Source organism: Amphritea atlantica, assembly GCF_900111095.1.
GTDB lineage: Bacteria > Pseudomonadota > Gammaproteobacteria > Pseudomonadales > Balneatricaceae > Amphritea > Amphritea atlantica.
This window is the reverse complement of the sequence record NZ_FOGB01000018.1, coordinates 43,398-62,119: the sequence shown is the minus strand read 5'-3', so window position 1 is coordinate 62,119 and position 18,722 is coordinate 43,398. Positions and strand designations below refer to the sequence as shown.

The window sequence follows — 18,722 nt, the reverse complement described above, 5'->3', positions numbered from 1 at the left end:
GATGCGTCATCGTAAATCAGGTCGCCACTTTAATCGTACAAGTGCGCACCGTAAAGCAATGTTCAAGAACATGGCTGTCAGCCTGTTCGAACATGAGCTCATCAAGACCACGCTGCCTAAAGCTAAAGAGCTGCGTCGTGTTGCTGAGCCTCTGATCACACTGGCAAAAGTAGACTCGGTTGCAAACCGTCGTCTGGCCTTTGCCCGTACCCGCAGCAAAGAAGCTGTCGGTAAACTGTTTAACGAACTGGGTCCTCGCTACGAAGGTCGTCCGGGCGGTTATGTTCGCATTCTGAAATGTGGATTCCGTGCAGGTGACAACGCGCCGATGGCTTACGTTGAACTGGTTGACCGTCCAGCTGATGCTGTCGCGGTAGAAGATTCTGAAGATTAATCTCTTCGACTCTTACAAAAAACCCGGCTTATGCCGGGTTTTTTTTATCTTGAAAATAGTTGAGCTACGCCACTAATCGCTTTTCTAATATTTTAAGTACGATCGTAGCTGCTGCTCTGTAGGTTTGTGTTTCAGGCGTCAGCGTGCTTAGTATTGTTCAGCTTTTGACTATTCAGTTTGGAGCTAGTGTTAAGTAAACGTCATTAAGTAAATTTATACTAGGGGCATTATCGACGTTTTGAAATAGAACAATGAAGTCAGAAAGCTGCGATGTTTGTCGAGAGGTAGTAAAGGATCAGCCAATTGCCGTACCGACGGATTACATCGGATGAAATAAAAAATTTTACGAGACAATCTATCTGTGTGAAAGCTGTTAAGTGATAGTTCGGCTTACATCGATCCTCCATAAGTGGAGTTTGCTGACACCTTAATGTGCTTTTCGGCTTTTTAGAGTGGCTCTTGGTGTTGGTTTACGATTGGCTCAATGGCCCATCTAGGTGTGTCAGTTCTTCGCTTACCTTATTCCTTAAAAAATCCCGTAATTGCAGGACTGCCGGCGTTACCTGTTTTCGACTGGGGCAGATGAGCCACAGACCAACCGGTTTTGATTGGTATTCCGGCAACAAGCGGATGAGTTTTCCGCTATCCAGTTCACGCTTCACATCCAGTTCTGATTTAAATGCAATCCCTCTGCCAGCCCGCGCCCAACGTCTGACGATCTCGGCGTCGTCAGACTCGCGATCACCGCTTACAGGAATACGAAATTGCTCTCCGCCACGCACCATATCCCATCTATCGTAGGCACGGTTACCGAGCCGAAAAACTAGGCAGTTATGTTGGCGTAAATCTTCGGGATGTTGGGGGGCGCCAAAGGCCGAAGTGTATTTGGGCGAGGCGATAATAATGCGGTCGATGGACGCAATCTGAAACGCAATCATGGATGAATCTTGTGGTGCGCCATAACGTAGCGCCACATCCACCCGGTCGAGATAAAAATCCGACAGGTTGTCACTGATATGGAGCTTGATCGATAGCTCGGGATGCCTGGACATCATTTCATCAATCCAAGGGACCACTATATTACGGCCTAAATCAGACGGCATGGATAGGCGAAGCTCACCGGAAATTTTACCTTTTATGGCATGCAGCGATGCCTTGCCTTCCTCTAGTGCGATGAGTGCTTGGCGACAGAACATCAAAAAGTGTTCCCCTTCTGACGTTAGCCGTAGCTGTCGGGTCGATCGAATGAATAATTGGCTATCGAGTTGTTTTTCCAGTCTTTTAAGGGCCGCACTAGCCGTAGCTGGTGATAATCCCAGTTGTTCAGCGGAGGCGGTAATACTGCCGCAGTCAGCGATACGGGTAAATAATTCTAAGTCAGCCGTATTCATTATCAAAAATATATTGAAACTGATTGAGTGATTAGCATGTTTTTAGTTTATGCCTATCGGTTCACAATGTCGCTATCAATTTATGGAGGTCGAAAAAATGAAAGCGATAGGTTATTTAGTGTCACAGGGAATTACAGAGCAGGATTCACTGGTTGATATCGAGCTGCCGATGCCCGTTGCAGCGGGACGCGATCTGCTTATTAAGGTTAACGCTATTTCTGTTAACCCTGTGGATACTAAAGTTCGCCAGCGAGCACAGCCTGAGAATGGTAAATACAAAGTATTGGGCTGGGATGCAGTAGGTGAAGTCGTCGCTGTCGGTGAGCAGGTTGAATTCTATCAACCGGGTGATCGTGTCTGGTATGCCGGTGATTTGACTCGCCAAGGTACTAATGCTGAGTACCACCTTGTTGACGAGCGTATTGTCGGTCATGCACCTAAGTCTTTGTCTGATGGCGAAGCGGCGGCGATGCCGTTGACGACCATTACCGCCTGGGAGGTATTGTTTGATCGCCTAGGGATACAGCAGAAGAGCGTTAATGGTGGAACTTCAAAGCCAGAGCAGGTATTGGTTATTGGTGCAGCCGGTGGTGTGGGTTCCATTATTGTGCAGTTGGCAGTCAAACTAACGGATGCTGTCGTGATCGGTACGGCATCCCGTGCAGAAAGTCAGCAATGGGTTAAGGATCGTGGCGCTGATTTTGTTATTGATCACCGTCAGCCGTTGAATGAAGAGCTGAAGCGTATCGGATTGGATACGGTATCGCATGTCGTCAGCCTAAACGGCACCGACCAGCATTTCGATGCGATCGTAGAGAGCATTGCTCCTCAGGGTAAGTTGGCGCTGATTGATGATCCAGAAACACCATTGGACATCATGAAGTTGAAGATGAAGTCTGTGTCACTGCATTGGGAGTTTATGTATACCCGTTCGATGTTCAATACCCCTGATATAGCCAAGCAGCGAGATCTGTTGAATGAGGTCGCCGGACTTATCGACGCAGCAGAGATTAAAACAACACGGGGTGAGCACTTCGGACCGATCAACGCAGAGAATCTTAAACGTGCCCATCTTGCAGTCGAAAGCGGCACAGTGATAGGTAAGATCGTACTTGAAGGGTTTTAATGTCAGAGTCGCTTTTAAAGGGGCCTCTATGAAGGCAGCACTGACAATCATTGCATGTATCTGAGTCAGACAAGAAGAAGTTCTACGGGTAAAAAGCTGAGCTGATTACTTTGATTGAACCGAAATCGGCTGAACAGGGGGGATCGAGTATGACCCTTCATCAGGATAAGGAAAATGCGCAGGTCTTTGACTTCTATGTAAGCTGGGAATCCCGTGAATTATGGTTGAGGCACATGGAAAGTGATCACCTGAAACGCCATTCGGTAGTCATTGAGCGCTATCCCAAGCTCTATTTTGAATGAGATGAGCCGCGTAGATTGGCATATTAAAGGCTGATGCAACAAGCATCAGCCTTTCTGCTTTTATATTCTTTCTACATCTAGCAACTTTTCCGCTTTGTATTTGCCAAGGGGGTCCAACAATTTTGAACCGATCAATAAAGCTTCTTTACTGAGCTGATTATAGATTCCCGTGGGACAGGTCCCAGGTAGCGGCTATCGAACGAAGCGGCAGTGTTATCGCCGAGGATAAAGTATTCGTCAGGGCCCGTTTTATGAGTAACTATTTTGCCCTCTTTCTTTGTACGGAACTCATCCGCCGCGCGGTACCTGATGCCGGCCTGAGCTAGTTCGGTGGGAATAGGCTGGATTGCGTCATGAATATAGAGTTCCCCGTCGATAAGCTGGATGGTTTCCTGAGGCATACCCACAACTCGGCCTATGGAATTATCTCCACCCTTATTCTGGTATAAAACTACATCCCAGCGTTCTGGCTGATAGGAAAATGCTGCATAGGGTAGGAAGGTTACGGTCGAACCTTTATGAAGTGTTGGTTCCATATTTGTGCTGCCAATATTGATCAGCTTAGGGGTCAAGAATAGATAAGCTAATACGAGAAGCACAACGATAATAATGATCGCCAGCAGAGCCAATATGAGCTTGAATGTAGATATTTTCCTGATCTTTTGCACGGTCATAACGTCCCTGTTTACCAATATAGTTTATCAATAATACCGTATCTTTGTTTCTATTTGACCTCTGCTCCTGGTGTTCGACTAACCTCTATCCAGAAACCTATAAAAAGGCCGATGCACAAAACATCAGCCTTTCTGTCCTTACGCTTTTTCTAACAACTAGCAAGCGGCGCAGCCGCGTCTAGCGAGTCGCGAAGCGACGTTCTAGCAACTTCTTTGCTTTTCAAGCAACGGCTTAAGAAACTCGCCGGTATAAGACCCGGGAATCTCCGCTACGCTTTCTGGAGTGCCGGTGGCGATGATCTGTCCTCCGCGGGTGCCGCCTTCCGGACCTAGGTCGATAATCCAGTCGGCGGTTTTAATCACATCCAGATTGTGTTCGATAACCACAATGGTATTACCGTGATCCCGCAGACGATACAGGACATTCAGCAGTTGCTGGATATCGTAGAAGTGCAGGCCGGTGGTCGGTTCGTCGAGGATATAGAGGGTTTTACCTGTGTCCCGTTTACTCAGTTCCTTAGCCAGTTTTACCCGCTGGGCTTCGCCGCCGGAGAGGGTGGTGGCCGCTTGTCCCAGACGGATATAGGAGAGACCCACATCGATCAGGGTTTGCAGGCGACGGGCAAGGGCTGGGATGGCGTCGAAAAATTCACGACCATCTTCAACGGTCATCTCCAGCACCTCATGGATACTTTTGCCTTTGTATTTAACTTCCAGGGTTTCCCGGTTGTAACGCTTGCCCTTGCAGACGTCACAGGGGACATAGATATCCGGCAGGAAGTGCATCTCTACCTTGATAACGCCATCGCCCTGACAGGCCTCACAGCGGCCGCCTTTAACGTTAAAGCTGAAGCGTCCCGGTTTATAACCGCGGGAACGGGCTTCCTGAGTGCCGGCAAACAGTTCACGGATCGGGGTAAAGATGCCGGTGTAAGTGGCAGGATTGGATCTTGGTGTCCGGCCGATCGGGCTTTGATCGATATCGATCACTTTGTCCAGCAACTCCATCCCTTTCAGTTCTTTATAAGGGGCGGCATCCAGGGTTGTGGCACCATTCAGTTCGGTGGCTGCAATCGGATAGAGGGTGCCGTTGATCAGCGTGGATTTGCCTGAGCCGGAAACGCCGGTGACACAGGTCAGCAACCCCAGCGGTATATCGAGATTGACGCTGTTAAGGTTGTTGCCAGTAGCACCATGCAGCTGTAACCAGCGGCCATCCGGCTGATGACGCTCAGTTGGCACTTCAATCCGGCGTCGACCCGACAGATAGTCGGCGGTCATCGATTCGCTGCACTGCATCAGCTCTGCCGGGGTACCCTGGGCGATAATCTCACCGCCATGAACACCCGCACCGGGGCCGATATCGATAACATAGTCCGCCAGACGGATCGCATCCTCATCATGCTCCACCACGATGACGGTATTACCCAGATCCCGCAGGTGGATCAGCGTTTTCAGCAGCCGGTCGTTATCACGCTGGTGCAGGCCGATAGAGGGTTCATCAAGTATATACATCACCCCGACCAGGCCCGCGCCGATCTGACTGGCCAGGCGAATCCGCTGTGCTTCACCGCCGGACAGGGTTTCGGCACTGCGCTCCAGCGACAGGTAATCCAGGCCAACATTGACGAGGAACTCAAGCCGCAGGCGGATCTCTTTGAGAATTTTCTCAGCGATCTCTCCCTGCTTACCGGTCAGATGGAGGTTGTCGAAGTAATCGCAGCTGTCCCCAATGGACAGACGTACCAGTTCCGGTAGGGTTTTCTCATCAATATACACATGGCGAGCATCGCGTCGCAGTCGGCTACCATCACAGGCGGGGCACTCCTGCATATTGATATATTTGGCCAGATCCTCACGCACCATATCGGATTCTGTCTCGCGATAGCGGCGTGAGAGGTTGTTCAGTACCCCTTCAAATGGGTGAGATTTGCTGATGACATCGCCACGGTCATTGAGGTAACGGAAGGCGATATTATCCTTTCCGCTACCTTCCAGAATCACCTTTTGCTGTTTGGATGTCAGCTCCCGAAACGGTGTGTCCATATTAAAGCCGTAATGCTCGGCCACCGCTTTGAGTTGCTGGAAATAATAGAGTGCCCGGCGATCCCAGCCTCTGATAGCCCCTTCGGACAGTGTCAGCGAGTCATCGGAAACGACTTTTCGGGGGTCAAAAAATTGCTTCACGCCCAGGCCGTCACAGGATGAGCAGGCACCGTGTGGGTTGTTGAACGAGAACATCCGGGGTTCCAGTTCCTGAATGCTGTGGCCACACTTGGGGCAGGCGAAGCGGGCAGAGAATACCAGCTCTTCACCATCGCCATCCATATAGCTGATGGTGGCGATGCCGTCGGTCATCGCCAGAGCCGTCTCAAACGATTCCGCCAGGCGGATCTGCAGATCATCGCGCACCTTAAAGCGGTCAACCACCGCTTCAATATGGTGTTTTTTATTCTTATCCAGTTCTGGGATGCTATCGATATCACAGACGATGCCGTTGACACGGACGCGGACAAAACCCTGAGCCCGTAGCTCACTGATAGTATGTAAGTGCTCACCCTTGCGCCCCTGAATAACCGGTGCCAGCAACATCAGCTTAGTGCCTTCCGGCAATGCCAGCACCTGATCGACCATCTGGCTGACGGTTTGGGCTGCCAGCGGCAGATCATGATCCGGACAGCGGGGCTCGCCGGCACGGGCAAACAGCAGACGCAGGTAATCGTAAATCTCGGTAATGGTGCCGACAGTGGAGCGGGGGTTGTGGGAGGTTGATTTCTGTTCGATTGAGATGGCCGGAGAGAGCCCCTCAATATGATCAACATCGGGTTTTTCCATCATTGACAGAAACTGCCGGGCATAGGTAGAGAGGGATTCAACATAACGGCGCTGGCCTTCAGCGTAGAGCGTATCGAATGCCAGTGACGATTTGCCCGAGCCGGACAGCCCGGTAATAACAACCAGTTTATCCCGGGGGATCTCAAGGTCGATATTTTTCAGGTTGTGTGTTCTCGCGCCGCGAACCACTATCTTGTCCATCGTTGTTTCCGTGTCCAATGCAAAAGCACAAGTATAAAGAGTTATGCCGGTCGCCAACACCTGATCTGAAGATATTTTCCACGGTTATTTATGATATGCTTTACCCCAATGCATTGGCTGTAAAAAATGTGCAGCAACCGTTGCGAAAAGTTAAAGAAAATTGGAGAAATCAATGGCACGCGGTGTTAATAAAGTCATCCTGATTGGTAACCTGGGCAATGAGCCTGAAACAAAATATATGCCCAGTGGCAATGCGGTGACCAATATCACGGTGGCGACCTCTGAGTCATGGAAAGATAAGCAAACCGGTCAGCAGCAGGAACGGACCGAATGGCACCGGGTGGTATTTTTTAACCGTCTTGCGGAGATCGCCGGGGAATACCTGCATAAAGGCTCTAAGGTCTATCTGGAAGGTTCGTTACGCACCCGGAAATGGCAGGATCAGCAGGGCCAGGACCGTTACACGACAGAGATCGTCGCCAGTGAGATGCAGATGCTGGATGGTCGTTCTGACGGCGGCAGCGGCGGTGGTTATCAACAGCCTCAGGCCGGTGGTTATCAGCAAGCACCGCAACAGGCGCCACAGCAGAACTATCAGCCACAACAGGCACCACAACAAAATTATCAGCAACCCCAGCAGCCGCCACAACAACCACGGCAGAATCCTGCACCGCAGCCTGCTCCGGGGCTGGATGATTTTGATGATGACATCCCGTTCTGAGTTGCACTGATCAGAAGAAAAAACCCGCATCCGCGGGTTTTTTTTATCTGTTGCTCAGGCCTTGTCCTACAGACTCAATAACCCGCAGTTTGGCGGCAATAAAATCCGTGTGTGTAACATAGATCAGGTCGGCGATGCGCCGGATTACGTGCTCTTCATAGTGATGTAGTTCACCATCGGCATAGGCCACCCGCCAGAGGTTCTCGATCAGTGAGATCTTCTCTCCAGGGGTGCATATCTCATTAATCTGTGAGGTAAAGCGGAAGTAATCGGTGGCATCCCGCTGTGCTTTCTCTGCCTGTTTCAATAGCTCGTCTGCAGTGATCTGATCCAGGGAAAAACTTGTTTTCAGAACTTCCAACAGCGTTTTTTGCTCTTCAGGTTTGCGCTCATAATCTGACAGTAGCACTTCAACCATCAGCGCGGCCGATGCCAGAGAGATAACCGCCTGTGGATCGCTGGGAGCGTCGCTCTCTGGTGGCAGGAAGGTTTCCAGAAAAGACATGAACTTTGTCATCATCGTACATTCTCCATTACATCGGGTAGACAAGTGAACCTCCGACTTAGTTCATTGTGTTGTTCGGATCGGTTTCGTGGCTGCTTCTTTTGACAAATATTAGCTGCCATGGCAGTATTTGTCATTACAATGTCTGCCTAGGCAGATATATCGGTTTTTTTTGAGAGAGCAAACGATGATCCACTACACCGAAGACAGCGTACCCACCCGCCTGAGTATTGCCCATCTGATCTTTTTGTTGAACCAGCATAAGGACCGGTTGCTGGAGAAATACCTCAAACCTTTCAATATCACCGGTGCTCAGTTTCGGGTGATGCGGCTGATTATGGTGGAACAGGTGGATACCCCTTCAGAGTTGACCCGTTTGCTTTCGATCGATAGTGGTGCCATGACCCGCATGCTTGACCGGCTTGAGCAACGCAACTTGCTGGTTAGGGAGCGCTGCCCCAATGACCGGCGACAGGTACGTCTTAAACCGACGCAAGAGGGCATAGAGCTGAGTCAGGAAGTGCATGGGCTGGCTGCGGATCTGCTGAATGAACTGACTGGTGAGCTGAGCAGTGATGAGCTGAGTGAACTGTATCGCATCATACGCAAAATTCTGGAGCCTACCGGGTTGATGGACGAGTGGAGTAAAGAGGCCAAGCCTGAGTGACGCTGTTCGAAGCGCTAGCGTCAGAGTTAAGAATTAAGTGGAACAGATGAGATGAGTGAAGCGATAGAGCAGGCGGAAAAGCAGCCTGAGTCTGTAAAAAAGAGCCGCCGGGTGCTATTGAGCAGCCTGTTTTTGATGGTGCTGGTAGCTGCTGCAGGGGTGTTTGGTTATGAGTACTTCTATGGCCGTTTTTATGAGGATACAGAAGACGCCTATGTTGATGGTGACCGGGTACAGATCGGCTCGCAGATAAGCGGTACGGTGGTACGTATCAATGTCGATGATGGCGATTATGTGGAGCAGGGGCAGGTGTTGGTTGAGCTGGACCCCAGCGATAAAACGATCGCTCTGGAGAAGGCCAAAGCCGATCTGGCAACCGCGGTACGCCAGGTGCGTGGTCTGTTTGCCAGTGTCGATAATTACCGTGCGCAGGTGAAAACCCGCAAACTCCAGTTACAACAGGCCCGCAGTGATTTTAACCGGCGGCGTAAACTGGGCTTGGCGGGGGCGCTGTCAGAGGAGGCGATGTCGCACTCCCGTGATGCGCTCGGTGAGGCGGAAAATGCTTTGACCAGCGCTCAGCAACAGTTAAACAGTACGCTGGCGCTGGTAGAGGGGACAACCGTTGCCACTCACCCTTCCGTGCAGACAGCGACAGCCGCGCTGCAACAGGCGTATATCAATCATGCCCGCACGCATCTGGTGGCACCGGTGAGTGGTTATGTGGCGATGCGTAATGTCCAGCCGGGTTCCCGGATTGAACCGGGTCAGCCGCTGATGGCGGTGGTTCCACTGAATCAGTTATGGATCAGCGCAAACTTCAAAGAGACTCAGATGAGCAAGATGCAGATAGGTCAGTCTGTTGATGTGGTTGCCGATCTGTATGGCGATGAGGTCCACTATCAGGGACGGATCGAGAGCCTGGGGGTGGGTACCGGAGGTGCCTTCTCTCTGTTGCCGGCGCAGAACGCTAGCGGTAACTGGATTAAAATCGTTCAGCGGGTACCGGTGAGAATTGGTTTGAAAAGTGATGAACTGCAGCAGCATCCGCTACGTATGGGGATGTCGACTCAGGTACAGGTTGATCTGCGCCTGCAGGATGGCGAGGTGTTGGCAACAACGCCCCATCGCCAAGCCCGTTATACCACCGATGTCTATGAACATCTGCTTCAGGAAGCAGATCTGTTGGCGGCTCAGCTGATTCGGGACAATAGTGCTGACCTGCACCCTGCTGCTGAGGTGACACAGGCCCAATGAGTAACGCCGGATTTATGCCGTCAAACCGGGTGCTCTGCACCATCGGACTGGCGCTGGCGACCTTTATGCAGGTGCTGGACACCACCATCGCCAACGTTGCCCTGACATCGATTACCGGCAACCTGGGTGCCAGCGGTGAGCAGGGCACCTGGGTGATTACCTCATTTGCGGTGTGTAATGCGATAGCACTGCCGCTGACGGGGTGGATGGCGCGGCGTATTGGTGAGGTCCGACTGTTTATTGGCTCGGTATTTTTGTTTATCTTTACCTCCTTTTTGTGCGGGATCGCAACATCGCTGCCCGAACTGGTGTTTTTCCGTGCATTGCAGGGGTTTGTTGCCGGTCCCCTCTATCCCATCGCCCAGACATTGCTAATATCGATCTATCCGCCAGCCCGGCGGGGAATGGCGCTGGCACTGCTGGCGATGGTGGCCGTTGTGGCACCGATTCTGGGGCCTATTTCGGGGGGCTGGCTTACCGATAACTATTCCTGGCCGTGGATCTTCTTTATCAATCTGCCCATCGGCCTGTTTGCCATGCTGGTTGTCTGGTCGCAGCTGGGCAAACGTCCGGATGAAACCAAAAAAGTGCCGATTGACTATGTTGGACTGGCGCTGTTAGTGCTGGGAGTCGGGATGCTGCAGGTGGTGCTGGATAAAGGTAACGACCTGGACTGGTTTGAGTCAGACTTTGTGCTCTATGGAGCGGCTGTCGCCGTGGTGTCACTGATCGCTATGGTGATCTGGGAGCTGACCGAAAAGCATCCGGTGATCAATTTGCGCTTATTCCGTCACCGTAATTTTACTTTTGGCACCATTGCTCTGGTGCTCGGCTATTCCGCTTTTTTTGGTCTTAATCTGTTGTTGCCCGTATGGTTGCAGACGCAGCTGGGTTACACCGCGGTGTGGGCCGGGCTGGCCGCGGCCCCGATTGGTATTGTGCCGGTCATTCTGTCACCGGTGGTGGGCCGTTTTGGTCACCGGGTGGATATGCGCTTGCTCACCAGTCTGGCGTTTCTGGCGATGTCACTGTCGAGTTTTGCCAGGGCGGCGTTTTCCATCGATATCGATTACTACCATATCGCTATGGTACAGCTGGGGATGGGGTTGGGGGTGGCGCTGTTCTTTATGCCAGCGACAACCATTCTGCTCTCCAGTCTGTCACATGATGAGATCGCTGATGGCTCGGGGCTGGCGACCTTTTTACGGGTACTGGGCGGGAGTTTTGCATCATCGCTGACCACCTGGTGGTGGCACCGTCAGGCGGCGGTTGAACATGCGCTGCTGACAGAGCATGTCACCGCTTATAGTCCTCAAACCCAGCACTATCTGGATCTGCTCGGCGGACCCTCGCTACAAAACTATGCCCGTATTGAACGGTTGATTGAGGGGCAGGCTTATATGATCTCGACCGTGGATTATTTTGCTCTGTTGGGATGGATCTTTCTGGCACTGATGGCAGCGGTCTGGTTTGCCAAACCGCCGTTCAGTTCTGCCAGAGGGCGTTAATCTTACCGCGGCAGAAGGATCACACCGAAGATCACTTCAGGCGGTCTCTTCAGCCCGGTAGGCGTAGGTGTTGTTGAAGCAGTAGATCATCCAGTTACCGGCGGAAATCGGCTCATACTTCGGCGTCTCGCCCGGGGCACAACAGTTTTCCAGACAGCTGACATCGGTATCAAAATCTGGTTCGACGAAGAAGGGCATGGAGTAGCGTTCCCGTCCACTGGGACTGAACACCCGGTGGGCGGTGGATTTGTAACGATCGTTACTCCAGCGGGCCATCATATTACCGATATTGATAACAAATGCGCCCTCAATGGGTGGTGCGTCTATCCATTTACCGGTTGTGTCCTGTACTTGCAGTCCGCCAGTTTCATCCTGCCAGAGAATGGTAATGCAGCCATAATCCGTATGGGCGCCTGCGCCAATATGTTTTTCGCCATTAACCTGCGGTACTTCCGGATAGTGGATAAAACGTAGTACGCTCAGTGGGTGCTCAAACTTGTTGGCAAAAAAATCCTTGTCGATGCCTAAGGCTATTGCCAGGGCGCTGAGTACCGTTTTACCCAGTTCCAGCATATCCCAGTAGTGGCGCTCCATTTTTTGCTGAAAGTCAGCCGGCTGTTGCGGGTACTGGTTGGGTCCATAAAGTGGTCGATCAGGTCCGATCAGCGGATGGTCTGGCGCAAGATTCAGCCCCATATCAAAGGTCTCTTTAATATCGCCAGGACGCTCTGGATCCAGCTGCTCTGCTTTCATTTTGCCATAGCCGCGATGGTTGGCAGACAGGGTGATATCGATTTTTACCTTCTCCGCCTCCGGGAGTGCAAAAAACGCTTTCGACAGCTCGCGCATCTCGTTTATGCGGGCGTTGCTGATAGGGTGGCCCTGAATATAGAAAAAGCCGCTGTTCTGACATGCGGCATCGATGGCCTCAGCTACTTTCAGTTTCTCGGTCTCATTATCAGAGTACAAACTGGATATATCGATCAGAGGAATATTCATAAGGGTTTGTAAACAACGGTTGGTGAGTCCAGCCCCCCGCTATCGGTGATAGCGGGGGATGTTGTTGGTGTCGCTATTTAATAATCAGGCGGGTCTTACTTCGGGATCTCAGAGGTGATGCCCTCAACGTACCAGTTCATTTTTTCCAGATCTTCATAGTTCAGGCGTTCGCCCTCAGCAACAACCAGCTCGCCTGCCTGATTTTTGATCGGTCCGGCAAACGGATAAACGCTGCCATCTTTGATGCCTGCAATCAGCTCTTTTGCATGGGTAACAACATCTGCTGGGATGCTTTCATTAAACCCTGGGATAACAATCGATCCCTCTTTCATCCCTTCGACATTGGCTTTTGCTTCCCAGGTACCATCCATAACGGCTTTAACGGTTCTGATGTAGTGAGGGCCCCACTCATCAACTACCGACAGCAGGTGGGCGTGGGGGCCGAAGGAGGACATATCAGAGGCCTGGCCTACCGCGTAGATACCACGGCGTTCTGCTGCCTGCATCGCTGCCGGGCTGTCCGTATGCTGCAGAATAACGTCAACTCCCTGATCCATCATGGCGTTGGCCGCGTCAGCCTCTTTACCCGGATCAAACCAGCTGTTTACCCAGATGACTTTGAGTTCCGCTTCCGGGTTGTATTTGTTCAGTGCCAGCTGTACCGCATTGATATCGCGAATAACCTCTGGAATAGGGAAGGAGGCAATATAGCCGATCTTATTGCTCTTGGTCACCTGAGAGGCGACGTAACCGGCAACATAACGTCCTTCGAAAGTCTTGGAGATATAAGTGCCCAGGTTCTTCGCCATCTTGTAGCCAGTGGCATGCTCAAAGACAACATTGGGGAACTGCTTAGCTACTTTCAGCGTCGGGTTCATAAAGCCGAACGAGGTGGTGAAGATCAGGTTGTGGCCTGTTTTCGCCAGATTATAAATCACCCGCTGCGCATCAGCTCCCTCGGCAACGTTTTCCACATAGGTGGTCTGCACTTTATCACCAAACTCCGCTTCAACGGATTTACGTCCCTGATCATGCTGATATGACCAGCCGTGGTCACCAATCGGGCCGACATAGACAAAGCCAACTTTGAGCGGATCGGCGGCCTGAGCTGAAAGGGTGGAGAGTGCTGACAAGCACACACCGGCAGCAAGACCGGTAACCAGTTTGTTAAATTGACGACGTTTCATGCGTCCATCTCCTGTTGAGTCATTTGGTTTGACTGGCAAAAAGTTGACCTATTGGTCAGTTGTAACTGTTTAAGCAAAAATCTGACCAATTAGTCATATTTTGGTTATCCCGTTGTTATCCTCTCATCCTGCTGAATCGGATCTGTCGAGGGTATCATCGAATAGGTAAAGTTGCCTTATTCTGGTGCATGGGCTCTGTGATTGCTTTAATTCAGATCACAAAAACAGAGCGCAGCTAAATTCAGACGGTCAGCCTCTGGCATGGAACGGATTCCCCAACGACATCGGTGCCACCAGGCGGCTACGGGTCTGATTGCTTGACAGAATCACCAGTACCACCACTGTAGCCAAATAGGGGAGTATCGCCAGCAGGTTTGGCGAAACCGCAAAGCCGAGTCCCTGAAATACCAGGTGCAGGATGCTGGCCAGACCAAATAGCCATGCCCCTAAGAGTACGCGTTCCGCTTTCCAACTGGCAAACACTACCAGTGCCAGGGCGATCCAGCCGCGTCCTGCAGACATGTTTTCGGCCCACAGAGGCGTATAGGCCAGCGAAAGATAGCCGCCTGCCAGCCCCGCCATCGCCCCGCCAAAGATGATCGCCAGATAGCGGGTTTTAAAGACCGGCAGACCGATGGCATTGGCGGCGTGAGGGTTCTCTCCCACCGCTTTGAGGACCAGCCCCGGGCGGGAGTAGTTGATAAACCAGTAAACCGCACCAAACAGAATAAAGGAAAGGTAGACGATCAGGTCCTGGCCAAACAACATCCGGCCGATGATGGGCAGGTCGGTCAGTACCGGGATAAAGACAGGGTCCAGACCCTCAATGGGTTTGCCAACAAATTCACTGCCGATAAATGCTGACAAACCGGTTCCAAAGATGGTCAGCGCCAGTCCGGTAGCAACCTGATTAGCGCTGAGTTCCATGGTGATCAGACCGAAAATAAGTGACATCAGAACACCTGCCACCATCGCCAGAATAAATCCAAGCAGGAGGCTGCCAGACAGCAGGGTGACGATAAAGCCGACCACGGCCCCCATCAGCATCATGCCCTCCTGGCCAAGATTCAGCACGCCACTTTTTTCACACACGAGCTCTCCCAGCGCCACGATTAGCAACGGTGTTCCCGTACGGATCATGGCGTAGAGTATATTGGTAATCAGATCTATATCCATGGGGTTATCCTCGGGTCTCAGACGCTAAAGGTGTTAAGGGCGTACTGGTTTTTACTTTTCTGGGTTTGAGGCGTATCCGGAATGAGATCAGTACATCGCAGGCCAGCAGGTAGAACAGCAGCATACCCTGAAACAGTCCGGTGAGTGCCAGAGGTAATCCCAGACTGATCTGTGCCATCTCGCCACCCATATAGAGCAGAGCCATGAGCAGACTGGCTAACAGAATGCCCAGAGGGTGAAGGCGGCCGAGGAAGGCAACGATAATGGCGGCGTATCCGTATCCGGGAGAGATCTGCGGGATCAGTTGGCCAATGGGGCCGGTCACTTCGCCGACGCCCGCCAGGCCTGCTAGTCCACCGCTCAGCAATAGCGCAAAGTAGGTCAGTCGTTTCTCTTTAAAGCCCGACAGCCGTGCGGCTCCGGCATCCATCCCCATCACTTTGATCTGAAAGCCGTAGAAACTGCGACTCATCAGAACCCAGACGGCAACCACTGCGAACAGCGCCAGCGCCATCCCAAAATGTACCCGGGTGCCCTCAATTAAAACCGGTAACAGGGCAGAATCACCAAACAGTGCTGATTCAGGGAAGTTGAATCCTTCCGGGTCTTTCAGTGGCCCATGAACCGCCCAGAGCAGAATATTGAGGGCGATATAGTTCATCATAATGGTGGTCAGGATCTCATTGGTATGGAAGCGTACTTTGAGGATTGCCGCGATACCCGACCAGAACATACCGCCCAGGATCCCGGCGATCAGGACGATGGGGAGAACCCAGAAGCCCTCTGCTTCAATCAGCTGCAGGGCGATATAACTGCCGAACAGTCCGCCCATCAACAGTTGCCCTTCGGCACCGATATTCCAGATTTTTGCTTTGAAAACCACCGACAGGCCGATGGCGCAGAGCAGTATCGGTGCGGTTTTAACACAGAGCTCGGCAATCCCGTGGGTATCAGAGATCGGAACGTAGAGAATTGTGATCAGTGCTTCCACAGGATCAACGTTCAGCAGGGTGAACAACAGTAAACCGGTTAGCATTGTCAGTAACGCCGCCAATACCGGTGAAAGATAGGCCATGGTGGCAGAGCGTTCGCCGCGGGGTTCGAGTTTAATCATAGGGTAGCACTCCCCTCATGGGCGGACTGGCTAAAATCGCCGGCCATCATCCGTCCCAGCTCCTGTATTGATGATTCGGGTGTGGGCTTAACCGGAGACAGGGCGCCATTGCAGATTGCACCGATGCGGTCTGATATCAGGAACAGTTCGTCGATATCTTCCGATACCACCAGAATGGCTGCTCCCTGATCACGCAGGGTAATCAGAGCTTTGTGAATGGCGGTTGCTGCACCGATGTCGACCCCCCATGTGGGGTGGGCTGCGATCAGAATTTTGGGGTTCTGCATGATCTCCCTGCCGATAATAAATTTTTGCAGATTACCGCCGGACAGACTATCAGCCTGAGCATGGCGGCCAGCGGCTTTGACTCGGTATTGATCGATAATCTGGTCGGCAAATGTTTCGGCTTTTTTCCAGGCCACCATCCCTTTGCTGAGCAGTCCGGAGAGAAACCCTGTCAGTAAGGCATTCTCGGTCAGGCTCATCTCCGGTACAGCGCCACGGCCAAGGCGCTCTTCGGGGACAAACCCCAGTCCCCACCGGCGTCGTTGATCCGGCGGAAGGTCAGCCACAGCATCTTCTGCAAAGGTGATGGTTTTCCCATCCGGGCAGAGGTGTTCGCCACTCAGGCTTGCCAGCAGCTCCTCCTGGCCGTTACCGGCGACCCCTGCGATGCCCACTATCTCACCGGCATTCACTGTCAGGTTGATATGTTTCAGATGCACCCCAAACGGATCATCGCTGTGCAGATTCAGGTCAGAGATACAGAGCAGCGGTGTACTCCCCAGTTTTTTGGGGTAGGTGGTGCTGACCGGTGTATCATCGCCAACCATCAGCTTAGCCATGCTGGTGGTATCTTCTTCTGCGGGAACGCACTCGCCGGAAACGCGGCCCGCCCGCAGTACGGTGGCGTTATGACACAGTGCTTTGACTTCGTTCAGTTTATGGCTGATGAACAGGATTGAGCAGCCTTCACTGGCCAGTTGTCGCAACGTAATAAACAGGCTATCCACCTCCTGAGGGGTTAATACGGAGGTGGGTTCATCCAGAATCAGCAGTTTGATGTTCTGAACCAGGCAGCGGACGATCTCTACCCGTTGCCGCTCACCGACCGACAGGGTATGTATCTCCCGTTCTGGATTGATCGTCATACCGTATTTTTCGGACACCGTACGAATTTTTTCTGCCAGTTGATCCAGTGCGCCGGCATCATCACCCAGTGCCAGGGCGATATTTTCAGTCACGGTCAGGGTTTCAAATAGCGAAAAGTGTTGAAATACCATGCCGATACCCATCTTGCGGGCCTGAGCCGGGTCCTTTACTTCGATGGGTAAACCATCCCAGAGCACCTCGCCACGGTCCGGTTTGACCAGCCCGTAGATCACTTTCATCAGCGTGCTTTTGCCTGCGCCATTCTCGCCCAGCAGGGCGTGAATCTCTGCGGGTGCGATATCCAGGTGGACATCATCGTTAGCCAGACAGCCGGGGTATTGTTTGGTAATGCCGCGCAGGGAGAGTCGTGGGGGCGGTGAATGCTGCTTCACGTGGGCTACCTCGCCGATGATAGAAGAAAAGGAAAACTATACTCAAACAAGCCGGTTGAGTCTTGTATATCTTACAGTTAAGCAAAAACCTGGCCAGATGGTCAGTATTTGTTTCACTGACCGATCACTATTCGCACTGAACAATCCTGTGGGGAGTGGTGTGTGGAACAGTGACAACATGCACTGTCGCAATGCACCAGACCGGTTCGTCAGTGTCATAACGCTGCACTCTTGTAAGGCATGCAAGCAGAGGCGTGACGCAGGAGGGCAGCCTCACAGATCCCTGGTGATGCCACTGCCTTTGAGAATGATGTGGCAGAGGGTGTTAATCGCTTGTTCGTAGTCCTGATCATCCAGGCTTTTTTTGCCCAGTGCCGACGAAACCTGCAGGGCAAAATCAGCGTAGTGCTGAGTGCTGGACCACAGCAGGAAAATAAGATGGCTTGGGGTGATGTTGGCATCCAGTTTTCCCTGTTGTTGCCACTGCTCGAATACCGCAGTCCGGGAGCGGAACCACTCCTCATAGCCTTCACTGAAGTAAGCCTGTAAGTTCGGACCGCCACTGATAATTTCGCTGGCAAAAATTCGCGAGGCCAGAGGGTGATCGCGGGAGAACTCAATTTTTTTGCGGATATACTGCGTCAGGCTCTGAGCTGCGTCATCCTCCGCTTTGAGATTGCTTAATGTGCTATCCCACAGGTCGATAATATCGCTGAGCACGGCGAAATAGAGTCCCAGCTTATTTTTAAAGTAGTAATGAATATTTGCTTTTGGCAGCTCAGCCCGGGCGGCGATCTCCCGCATACTGGCCCCTTTGAAGCCACAGGCAGCAAATTCATGCTCGGCGGCTGCCAGAATCCGTTGTTCATTGCGCTGGCGAATTCGCCCTGCAGGTTTTTCGCTCTTATGTGAGCTGATCTCTAACAGCATGAATCGGTCTCGTATTACCAAACGTTGCGTCAGAATTATAACGTAAAAGAATCTTTCGTCCGGTGATATATTCTGACTCTTTGCAACCATAGCCGAAACCGTGCTCCCGGTTCTGATCTTTTTGAGAAAACTTTATCATCCCGGTCGCTTTTTTTGGTTTCGCTATGGTTTTGATATGGTATCGTTGATTT

17 protein-coding genes are annotated in these 18,722 nt (G+C 51.9%); 7 read left to right on the top strand and 10 right to left on the bottom strand.

The window, feature by feature from the left end:
• The first annotated feature begins 1 nt into the window (after position 1).
• A complete protein-coding gene (gene rplQ / locus BMY09_RS20080; RefSeq protein WP_091361824.1) occupies positions 2-394 on the top strand; it encodes a 50S ribosomal protein L17 in 393 nt (130 codons plus the stop codon).
• Positions 395-864: 470 nt separating this feature from the next.
• On the opposite strand, the gene BMY09_RS20075 is transcribed toward rplQ, so the two are convergent.
• Positions 865-1,785, bottom strand: coding sequence for a LysR family transcriptional regulator (locus BMY09_RS20075; RefSeq protein WP_091361823.1), 921 nt, complete (start codon positions 1,783-1,785; stop codon positions 865-867).
• A gap of 97 nt (positions 1,786-1,882) precedes the next feature.
• Here BMY09_RS20075 and BMY09_RS20070 point away from each other — a divergent pair, with 97 nt between their 5' ends.
• Complete coding sequence (locus BMY09_RS20070) at positions 1,883-2,911, top strand: zinc-binding alcohol dehydrogenase family protein (protein ID WP_091361821.1); 1,029 nt, start codon at positions 1,883-1,885, stop codon at positions 2,909-2,911.
• 110 nt (positions 2,912-3,021) lie between these two features.
• The gene (locus BMY09_RS20065; RefSeq protein WP_261832955.1) at positions 3,022-3,213 is read left to right on the top strand and encodes a putative quinol monooxygenase; all 192 of its coding nucleotides are present in this window, start codon (positions 3,022-3,024) and stop codon (positions 3,211-3,213) included.
• Between the two features lie 131 nt (positions 3,214-3,344).
• On the opposite strand, the gene lepB is transcribed toward BMY09_RS20065, so the two are convergent.
• Entirely contained in the window at positions 3,345-3,887 is a 543-nt protein-coding gene (gene lepB, locus BMY09_RS20060) for a signal peptidase I (RefSeq protein WP_091361818.1), read from the bottom strand.
• A gap of 201 nt (positions 3,888-4,088) precedes the next feature.
• Positions 4,089-6,923, bottom strand: coding sequence for an excinuclease ABC subunit UvrA (gene uvrA / locus BMY09_RS20055; RefSeq protein WP_091361817.1), 2,835 nt, complete (start codon positions 6,921-6,923; stop codon positions 4,089-4,091).
• A 172-nt stretch (positions 6,924-7,095) separates the two neighbouring features.
• Here uvrA and ssb point away from each other — a divergent pair, with 172 nt between their 5' ends.
• On the top strand, positions 7,096-7,644 hold the full coding sequence (ssb, locus tag BMY09_RS20050; protein WP_091361815.1) for a single-stranded DNA-binding protein: 549 nt from the start codon (positions 7,096-7,098) through the stop codon (positions 7,642-7,644).
• Positions 7,645-7,687: 43 nt separating this feature from the next.
• Here the strand turns inward: ssb and BMY09_RS20045 are convergent, their stop codons facing one another.
• Positions 7,688-8,164 carry a tellurite resistance TerB family protein gene (locus BMY09_RS20045; protein WP_091361814.1) on the bottom strand — a complete coding sequence of 159 codons (477 nt, stop codon included), beginning with the start codon at positions 8,162-8,164 and terminating at the stop codon, positions 7,688-7,690.
• Between the two features lie 172 nt (positions 8,165-8,336).
• Here BMY09_RS20045 and BMY09_RS20040 point away from each other — a divergent pair, with 172 nt between their 5' ends.
• The 3 genes from BMY09_RS20040 to BMY09_RS20030 are packed head-to-tail and all read left to right on the top strand — an operon-like array spanning position 8,337 to position 11,581.
• Positions 8,337-8,816, top strand: a complete 480-nt coding sequence (locus tag BMY09_RS20040; RefSeq protein ID WP_091361812.1) for a MarR family transcriptional regulator — start codon at positions 8,337-8,339, stop codon at positions 8,814-8,816.
• Between the two features lie 51 nt (positions 8,817-8,867).
• Positions 8,868-10,073 carry an HlyD/EmrA/EmrK family protein gene (locus BMY09_RS20035; protein WP_091361811.1) on the top strand — a complete coding sequence of 402 codons (1,206 nt, stop codon included), beginning with the start codon at positions 8,868-8,870 and terminating at the stop codon, positions 10,071-10,073.
• A complete protein-coding gene (locus tag BMY09_RS20030; protein ID WP_091361810.1) occupies positions 10,070-11,581 on the top strand; it encodes a DHA2 family efflux MFS transporter permease subunit in 1,512 nt (503 codons plus the stop codon). The genes BMY09_RS20035 and BMY09_RS20030 overlap by 4 nt, the downstream gene beginning before the upstream one ends.
• A 36-nt stretch (positions 11,582-11,617) precedes the next feature.
• On the opposite strand, the gene BMY09_RS20025 is transcribed toward BMY09_RS20030, so the two are convergent.
• From BMY09_RS20025 to BMY09_RS20000, 6 genes are all read right to left on the bottom strand, one after another.
• Positions 11,618-12,580 (bottom strand): isopenicillin N synthase family dioxygenase, encoded by a 963-nt coding sequence (locus BMY09_RS20025; RefSeq protein WP_091361808.1) that lies wholly within the window; start codon positions 12,578-12,580, stop codon positions 11,618-11,620.
• A gap of 95 nt (positions 12,581-12,675) precedes the next feature.
• Positions 12,676-13,767 carry a BMP family ABC transporter substrate-binding protein gene (locus BMY09_RS20020; RefSeq protein WP_091361807.1) on the bottom strand — a complete coding sequence of 364 codons (1,092 nt, stop codon included), beginning with the start codon at positions 13,765-13,767 and terminating at the stop codon, positions 12,676-12,678.
• A gap of 249 nt (positions 13,768-14,016) precedes the next feature.
• Positions 14,017-14,943, bottom strand: coding sequence for an ABC transporter permease (locus BMY09_RS20015; RefSeq protein WP_091361805.1), 927 nt, complete (start codon positions 14,941-14,943; stop codon positions 14,017-14,019).
• Between the two features lie 4 nt (positions 14,944-14,947).
• The gene (locus tag BMY09_RS20010; RefSeq protein WP_091361804.1) at positions 14,948-16,057 is read right to left on the bottom strand and encodes an ABC transporter permease; all 1,110 of its coding nucleotides are present in this window, start codon (positions 16,055-16,057) and stop codon (positions 14,948-14,950) included.
• The gene (locus BMY09_RS20005; RefSeq protein ID WP_091361802.1) at positions 16,054-17,601 is read right to left on the bottom strand and encodes an ABC transporter ATP-binding protein; all 1,548 of its coding nucleotides are present in this window, start codon (positions 17,599-17,601) and stop codon (positions 16,054-16,056) included. The genes BMY09_RS20010 and BMY09_RS20005 overlap by 4 nt, the downstream gene beginning before the upstream one ends.
• Before the next feature lie 273 nt (positions 17,602-17,874).
• A complete protein-coding gene (locus tag BMY09_RS20000) occupies positions 17,875-18,531 on the bottom strand; it encodes a TetR/AcrR family transcriptional regulator (RefSeq protein ID WP_091361801.1) in 657 nt (218 codons plus the stop codon).
• Positions 18,532-18,722 lie beyond the last annotated feature (191 nt).

Coding starts and splice junctions, on each gene's coding strand:
- ssb (WP_091361815.1), top strand. CDS start 7,096: ATGGCACGCGGTGTTAATAAAGTCATCCTGATTGGTAACCTGGGCAAT.
- uvrA (WP_091361817.1), bottom strand. CDS start 6,923: ATGGACAAGATAGTGGTTCGCGGCGCGAGAACACACAACCTGAAAAAT.
- BMY09_RS20030 (WP_091361810.1), top strand. CDS start 10,070: ATGAGTAACGCCGGATTTATGCCGTCAAACCGGGTGCTCTGCACCATC.
- lepB (WP_091361818.1), bottom strand. CDS start 3,887: ATGACCGTGCAAAAGATCAGGAAAATATCTACATTCAAGCTCATATTG.
- BMY09_RS20020 (WP_091361807.1), bottom strand. CDS start 13,767: ATGAAACGTCGTCAATTTAACAAACTGGTTACCGGTCTTGCTGCCGGT.
- BMY09_RS20075 (WP_091361823.1), bottom strand. CDS start 1,785: ATGAATACGGCTGACTTAGAATTATTTACCCGTATCGCTGACTGCGGC.
- BMY09_RS20000 (WP_091361801.1), bottom strand. CDS start 18,531: ATGCTGTTAGAGATCAGCTCACATAAGAGCGAAAAACCTGCAGGGCGA.
- rplQ (WP_091361824.1), top strand. CDS start 2: ATGCGTCATCGTAAATCAGGTCGCCACTTTAATCGTACAAGTGCGCAC.
- BMY09_RS20040 (WP_091361812.1), top strand. CDS start 8,337: ATGATCCACTACACCGAAGACAGCGTACCCACCCGCCTGAGTATTGCC.
- BMY09_RS20015 (WP_091361805.1), bottom strand. CDS start 14,943: ATGGATATAGATCTGATTACCAATATACTCTACGCCATGATCCGTACG.
- BMY09_RS20035 (WP_091361811.1), top strand. CDS start 8,868: ATGAGTGAAGCGATAGAGCAGGCGGAAAAGCAGCCTGAGTCTGTAAAA.
- BMY09_RS20070 (WP_091361821.1), top strand. CDS start 1,883: ATGAAAGCGATAGGTTATTTAGTGTCACAGGGAATTACAGAGCAGGAT.
- BMY09_RS20010 (WP_091361804.1), bottom strand. CDS start 16,057: ATGATTAAACTCGAACCCCGCGGCGAACGCTCTGCCACCATGGCCTAT.
- BMY09_RS20045 (WP_091361814.1), bottom strand. CDS start 8,164: ATGATGACAAAGTTCATGTCTTTTCTGGAAACCTTCCTGCCACCAGAG.
- BMY09_RS20025 (WP_091361808.1), bottom strand. CDS start 12,580: ATGAATATTCCTCTGATCGATATATCCAGTTTGTACTCTGATAATGAG.